The sequence below is a fragment of the Microcoleus sp. Z1_A1 genome, from assembly GCF_036700305.1.
Taxonomy (GTDB): domain Bacteria; phylum Cyanobacteriota; class Cyanobacteriia; order Cyanobacteriales; family Microcoleaceae; genus Microcoleus.
Map to the genome: position 1 here is coordinate 93,725 of NZ_JAUBOR010000025.1, position 6,339 is coordinate 100,063.

The window sequence follows — 6,339 nt, forward strand, 5'->3', positions numbered from 1 at the left end:
ATTTATTGTAGCATATCAACTGTCGATCGCCTCCCACAAAACCTCCGCGCCAAACCTTACCGGATCGGTACAAGGCAATCCCGTTTCTGCTTGAACTTCAGCTATTGCTAACAGCGCATCTGCCTCATTTAAGTGATGAGTGTTGAGGGCGATCGCGCTCACTTTTCCCCCTGCAAAAGCACCCGCAGCCGCAGCTACCATTTCGTACAATTCCACCACTTTTGATAACCTGGGAATCGATACGTGCGGGTGATTGCGAATGCTAGTTTGTCCGGCTCTGTGCGCTAAAATTAAGTGAGTTGGCTGCGAACCCCGCAGCAGCGGCAGAGTCGCCGTCGAACCGGGATGCAATAGCGAACCTTGCCCTTCTACGTGCAGAATATCGCATTCAGAACCCAATTTTATCGCCATTTGTTCGACAGCACCAGCGGCGAAATCAACTCGCACTGCATCCAAAGGAAGGCCTTCATTTCCGATCATTAAACCAGTTTGTCCGGTTGCCAAAAATTTGGAACGCAAACCCCGCTGCAAGCAAGTGCGATTGAGTTCCAGACTGGTTGACATTTTGCCAACGCTCATATCTGTGCCGACAGTTAATACGCGGCGACAACTTAATTTAGCCGCAGCAGCAGAGGCGATCGCACCGACAGATTTCGGTTCCTGACGCACGTCCCAAATCCATTGATTTTCGGTTAATGGAACTGTTACCAAAGGTGCAAGTTTCGCGTGCAAACCGTTGACAACGGACAAACCCGCTGCTACCGCTTGATTAATTTCTGGCAGCCATTCTGCCGGCAAAACACCGCCGGAAGGAGCGATACCAATTAGCAGAATATTCGGCGCAAATTGCAGTGCTTCTGCAACGGAAGCAACTATCGGTACTTGTTGAGGAATGCCAGTTAATTCAGGTAAAGATTGTCCGGCACATTGGCTGTCTATTACTGCTACAGTTTGTGCTTCGCTGTAGCGCAAAAATGCTAAACCTGTTTTGCCGGAATGGCCGAGAATTCCCTCGTGCAGCAGGATTGCAACTTTACCATTTTTGATCGAATAATTTTTAGTCATTGGTTCACTTTTGAGACGGGCGATTTTAGATTTTAGCTTCAATCTAAAATCTAAAATCTAAAATCTAAAATCGATTGGGTGTTAGCTGTGATTTGGGTTCATGGTAAGATCATTCGGATCTTCTCCCAATTCTCGCAATCTGGCCTCTAGTCGCGAGGCTCGCTGGCGTTCCTGTTCCGCTTGTTGTTGAGCGGCTTCGGCTTGTTGTTGAGCGGCTTCCTCCGGCAACAAAACTAAATTGCCAGATTCATCGAAAAAACGCACCCAAGTCGCAGTTTCTCGATCGACAATTCCTTCCCATGTGCCCAACCAAAAACCTAACGTTTCGCACCACAGCCAACCCTGTTCGTTGGGTACTAACGGCTGATAGCGCAGGTTGGAATCTAAACGCCATCCTTGCAAAGAATTGGGCTCGAAAGGATCGAAAACAAAGTAATCAGGAGTTCTAAAAACCTGCTCGTAAATATCCTTTTTTTTCCCTGTATCCTGATTTGCCGTTGACGGCGATAGCAGTTCCACAATGACATCCGGGTAACGTCCGTTTTCTTCCCAAAGTACCCAGCCTTGTCGGGAAGTATTGCTGTCAACACCCAACACAGCGAAAAAATCCGGGCCTCGGAAATCCTGATTGCGAATCTGTTTAGCGCTGTAATAAATAAACATATTGCCACCGACAAAAAAATCGTTCCGGTTAGCTAAACCTTGTTCTACGGAACGGATTAAAACGGTCATTGCTATACGGTGGCGGTTGCTTTCCATTTCTGCACCATCATCAAAAATTAAATCAGTCGGTGGTTTATGTTCTTCAAAAAAAAGTTTGGCTTCTCTATCAATTCCCTGTCCTATTGATTCTACTGGTATCATACTATCTCCAGATTTATCTTGAGCGATACTTCTATTCTACAATCTTCATTCGCTGCACTCCCAATCCCGATCGCCCGTTTGGCAACAAACACCCATTTTCGACGATCGCACCGGTGAAAGGATCGTCTAATAAATTTAAGTGACTGTCCAAATCCAAATAGTCAGCTAGCGGTGAAAGTTGTGCTGCTGCTGTATTTGCGATCGCGCTATCTGAATAGCAGCCGAACATTACTTGCAAATTGCAGGCTTTTGCTGTGTGAATCATCCGCATAGCTTCCGTCAATCCCCCTGACTTCATCATTTTGATATTGATGCCGTGGACGCAGTGCGCTAACTTGGGTATATCGGAACTATTAAAGCAACTTTCATCAGCAAAAATTGGCAGGGGCGATTGACGGTACAGTTCTGAGAACTCATCCATATCTGCGAGGGGTGAAAGCGGCTGTTCAACATAATTTATCTTGTATCTTTCCAGCCAGTGACACATCTCGGCTGCATCTTTTAAACTCCAACCGCCGTTAGCATCTACACTGATTTTAAGGTTAGGTGGTGCTTCCTCTAGCACTGCTATTAACATAGCTTTGTCGGCTTCGATTCCTGCGGGATTTCCTAATTTAACCTTAACGGCGCGGTATTTGATGCTTGCTGGATCTGTCGCATCTTTACCAAACCAATCGCGCACTCTTTCTCTTGCACTCCTCGGCGAATTAATGCCGATTGTGACGGAGGTGGGGACGATGCCCGATCGATCTAATCCCCACATTTTCCACAGGGGCAAGCCTGCTTTTTTGCCCAGCCAGTCGTGCATTGCCATGTCGATGCCGGCGCGGGCGGCTGAGGGTAAGTTGACCTCTGTTAATACTTGTTCGATTTTTTGGCGATCGAACGGAGTAAACTTTTCTAGCAGCGGTGCAACTTCCTGCAATGCAGCTAGCAGAATTTCGGTAGTTTGGGGCCGAGAACCTGTGGAAAAAGGCGATGCTTCTCCCCAACCTTCGATGCCTTCGTGTGCTAATTTTACCCATAAATTCGTACTTTGGGTTGTTGTACCGCGGCTGATGGTAAGGGCAAACCGCTTGCGGACAGTGAAAGTTTCAATTTGAACGTGCATTGTCAGTGATTGGTAATTTTTTGTAGATAAAAATCCGAGGGGACGGATTGCGCCGCTATTGCCATTTTTTACTTTTTACTTTATAGTTTGATTTTGCTTGTTCTAGTTTATCAAAAATTTGATGAAATTCATTATTTCTGTTTCGCCGAAGAGAGTTGCTTTCTCTCTCAGCATTTGGGTGCTCTTCTTTGCTGTTGCTGGTTGCATCGTACAAGTTCTGCGGTACGGTTTCAACTATCAAGAACGCTGGATTAGTTTGTTTAACTTAGACAGAGAAATAAATTATCCTTCGTGGTACTCGTCATTTACTTTGCTGTTTTGCGCGATTTTGCTAGGTATTATTGCTAGTGCTAAGAAGAAGGAGGGCGATCGGTATTTTGGACACTGGAAAGCGCTGGCGTTCATCTTTGTATTTTTTTCTTTAGATGAAATCTTGAGTTTGCACGAAATATTAATTATTAACGACTTGCGAAAAGCACTGGATTTAGGGGGCATTTTTTACTTCATTTGGGTAATTCCGGGGGCGATTTTTGTTGCGGTTACTGCGCTGGCTTATCTCAAGTTTCTCCGGCACCTACCCCGAAAAACAAGGGATTTATTTTTACTGGCAGGCAGTATATATGTCGGTGGAGCACTTGGCATGGAAATGGTTTGTGGCTATTATGCAGATGCGGTTGGCCAGCGAAACTTGATCTACGGTTTGTTGGCTTCTGTTGAGGAAATTTTGGAAATGGTAGGGGTGATAGTATTTATCTATGCCCTGCTGTCTTACATCGGTTCCTATCTTGAAACTATTGATTTGCGGTTGAAGATAGTGGATAATCCACAGAGGTAAAACTGACTATAAACCAAGATTATTAACGAAATTGAAATCGCAGACTTTATGGCTATATACTTCTACACCACTGCCAGCGAATACGGCTGTTTTTCTAATTTTTCCAGTCATGGATTCGAGTTAGACGGAGAATATTGGCCAACTACCGAGCATTATTTTCAAGCACAAAAGTTTCCCAAAACGGCTCATTGCGACCAAATTCGCCAAGCAAAAACGCCGAAAGATGCCGCAAAAATGGGGCGCGATCGCTCTCGTCCCCTCCGTAAAGATTGGGAAAAAGTAAAAGATGATATCATGCGAAAAGCCGTACTCCGAAAATTTGAAACTCATGCCGAAATTAGAGAAATTTTACTCGCTACAGCGGATGAGGAAATAGTCGAAAATTCCCCAGTTGATTACTATTGGGGTTGCGGTAAAGATGGCAGCGGCAAAAATATGTTGGGCCAGATTTTAATGGAAGTAAGGGAAATATTGCGAAAACGCACGTCAGAGTAAAACAGAACTTAAATTTCCCAAACTAAAGCAGGACTTATTTAATCCTAAGTCCTGCAATGCTCGTCAGCGAGCATTTCCTCAATTTTCTTAAACACTGAACTCATAAATCGGCATGAGCAACTGTCAAAACTTGTGTCAATCTCGTCGGGCTGTTCTAGTAGAGGGTTTAGCCTCTCCTCAGAGACTGCGAAGCAGGGGAAACGGTAAAAACCCTGCACCACTTTTTTTGTTTTAACAACTACTCTCAACCGGAATTAACTTTTTTCGTCGCAAGTACAGCATTGTTAGCCCGTCGCCTCCCGGACACCGTTCCCCTAAAGTTGGCGATTCACAGGTAAAACAGCAAAACACCTGTTCTGGTTAAACTTTGTTTTTTATTGATGCTGTATCTTTACTATTGTGTACGATTTGTGGAAAGTGTCAGCACTCGTTCAGAATTCTTTACATTTGTGATTTATTTGGATACCATCGCGCCACTCTGTCGCAGTTGCTGTTGAATTCTATTAAATTCTTTCTGTTCTGCGCTTAGCAAACTATTGTCGATCGGCGATCGCATATCCCACTGCAATTCGGACAATAACAACAAACAGCCGGCCATAATTATGCCTGTGGTTAGATATTGCCAAGGTGCAACAAAAGTTAATAGAGGGATGCTAAATAAATGAGTTAGTCCAATCAGGAGAAAAGTGCGCGATCGCAAACCGAGTCCCGTCAACAAATAGCCGATCGCGCTCAATCCCAACCACAAATCGCAAAGGTGCAGTAACAAACCTCCCCAACCGGCAAAAATACTGCAATCCGTCAGAACCAAACCAGTTATCATCAAAATCGCCCAAGAGTAAAGAATCCAGCTAACACGCTCGACTCTTACCCAAAACAAAGTCAAAACGGCCATTACCGCAGTGCCAATTAGAGTCAAAGTTGACCACAAAATCGCCTGAAAGCTCCAACTGAGGGGGAAAAACTGAGCCGTAAAAAAAATCCCCCCTGTCACCAAACCCCAAAGCAGAAAAGTTTGGTCGATGCGGGTATAAAATCCTGAGAAAAGAGTAATATTTCCAATTTGCCAGCGGAGTTGCAACAGGCCTTCGATGTCTTGTACGTCGAGATGTTCCTGTTTGCAGCGGATTAGGGGTTCGGAGGCGTTGAAAAAGGTCATCCAGTGTTGGGGAAAGTATGAAGTTTTGTGTATTGTAACAAATCTTAAAGTAGATTTTTTATATTTTTTTTGTTCCCCGGCTCTGCCGGGGGACGCAGATTTGGAGGCTCTGCCTCCCGCGAGTCTATGACTTGCGAGGCTCTTCAAGAGTGATATCGGTTCCCCGGCAGAGCCTGAGAACCACTTAATCTGCTGATTAATGATTTATTGTGCCTGCTGTTCACACCACAGATTCAAAATTGCTTACCACTCCCGCAGTAGCCTTTTTGCTTCTGTCAAAAGGATCTCCGTGCTTTCTGGTTCTGCATCTTCTTCACCTGTGGGCCATAGTTCTGTAATTACAATACGGTCGGTATAAAGTTCAGCATCTATACAATTGCCAGTCACTTCAGTTACTTTTACATCCCTCATATTTTGCTACATTCAATTTTATCAATAATTTCTAGGTATATTTGTCCTTTCGTAGACCGAGCTTCTTCAAGAAAAGCTGCTAGGAGATAACTCCGAGGGGGTAATTGTCGATCAAAAATAGCGATCGTTTGTCCGCTATAAGGAATGAGAATTAAATAACTTCCACTCTTGAAATTGGGATGGGCGGGACGCCCATCCTTTTTGGACGGGCGGGACGCCCATCCCACAATAACAATTAAAATTGTAAGTTATTTAATTCGCGTTCCTAAGAAAACAAAGGGCGACAGACGAGTTTTGCTAGAACTTCTCATAGAAGAACGCAATTTACAGCACTTTCCAGGTAAGTGAAGTACAGAGAAACCGGGTTTCTTGAATAAAACCGGTTTCTGGCGAGAAATC

Annotated in this window: 6 protein-coding genes; 2 read left to right on the forward strand and 4 right to left on the reverse strand. The window is 44.5% G+C overall.

What is annotated here, in order from left to right; genetic code table 11:
- Window positions 1–15: 15 nt before the first annotated feature.
- The 3 genes from QT973_RS17480 to QT973_RS17490 form a co-directional block, all read right to left on the reverse strand.
- A complete protein-coding gene (locus QT973_RS17480) occupies window positions 16–1,065 on the reverse strand; it encodes a DUF1611 domain-containing protein (RefSeq protein ID WP_333231272.1) in 1,050 nt (349 codons plus the stop codon).
- An 81-nt stretch (window positions 1,066–1,146) separates the two neighbouring features.
- Entirely contained in the window at window positions 1,147–1,929 is a 783-nt protein-coding gene (locus QT973_RS17485) for a Uma2 family endonuclease (protein ID WP_333231274.1), read from the reverse strand.
- A 31-nt stretch (window positions 1,930–1,960) separates the two neighbouring features.
- The gene (locus tag QT973_RS17490) at window positions 1,961–3,040 is read right to left on the reverse strand and encodes a dipeptide epimerase (RefSeq protein WP_333209914.1); all 1,080 of its coding nucleotides are present in this window, start codon (window positions 3,038–3,040) and stop codon (window positions 1,961–1,963) included.
- A 121-nt stretch (window positions 3,041–3,161) separates the two neighbouring features.
- Here QT973_RS17490 and QT973_RS17495 point away from each other — a divergent pair, with 121 nt between their 5' ends.
- Together QT973_RS17495 and QT973_RS17500 are read left to right on the forward strand one after the other, a co-directional pair.
- Window positions 3,162–3,875, forward strand: a complete 714-nt coding sequence (locus tag QT973_RS17495) for a hypothetical protein (RefSeq protein WP_333051615.1) — start codon at window positions 3,162–3,164, stop codon at window positions 3,873–3,875.
- 48 nt (window positions 3,876–3,923) lie between these two features.
- A complete protein-coding gene (locus QT973_RS17500) occupies window positions 3,924–4,370 on the forward strand; it encodes an NADAR family protein (RefSeq protein ID WP_333209916.1) in 447 nt (148 codons plus the stop codon).
- Window positions 4,371–4,824: 454 nt separating this feature from the next.
- Here QT973_RS17500 and QT973_RS17505 read toward each other — a convergent pair whose 3' ends face one another.
- Window positions 4,825–5,529 carry a hypothetical protein gene (locus QT973_RS17505; protein WP_333051610.1) on the reverse strand — a complete coding sequence of 235 codons (705 nt, stop codon included), beginning with the start codon at window positions 5,527–5,529 and terminating at the stop codon, window positions 4,825–4,827.
- Between the last annotated feature and the right edge of the window lie 810 nt (window positions 5,530–6,339).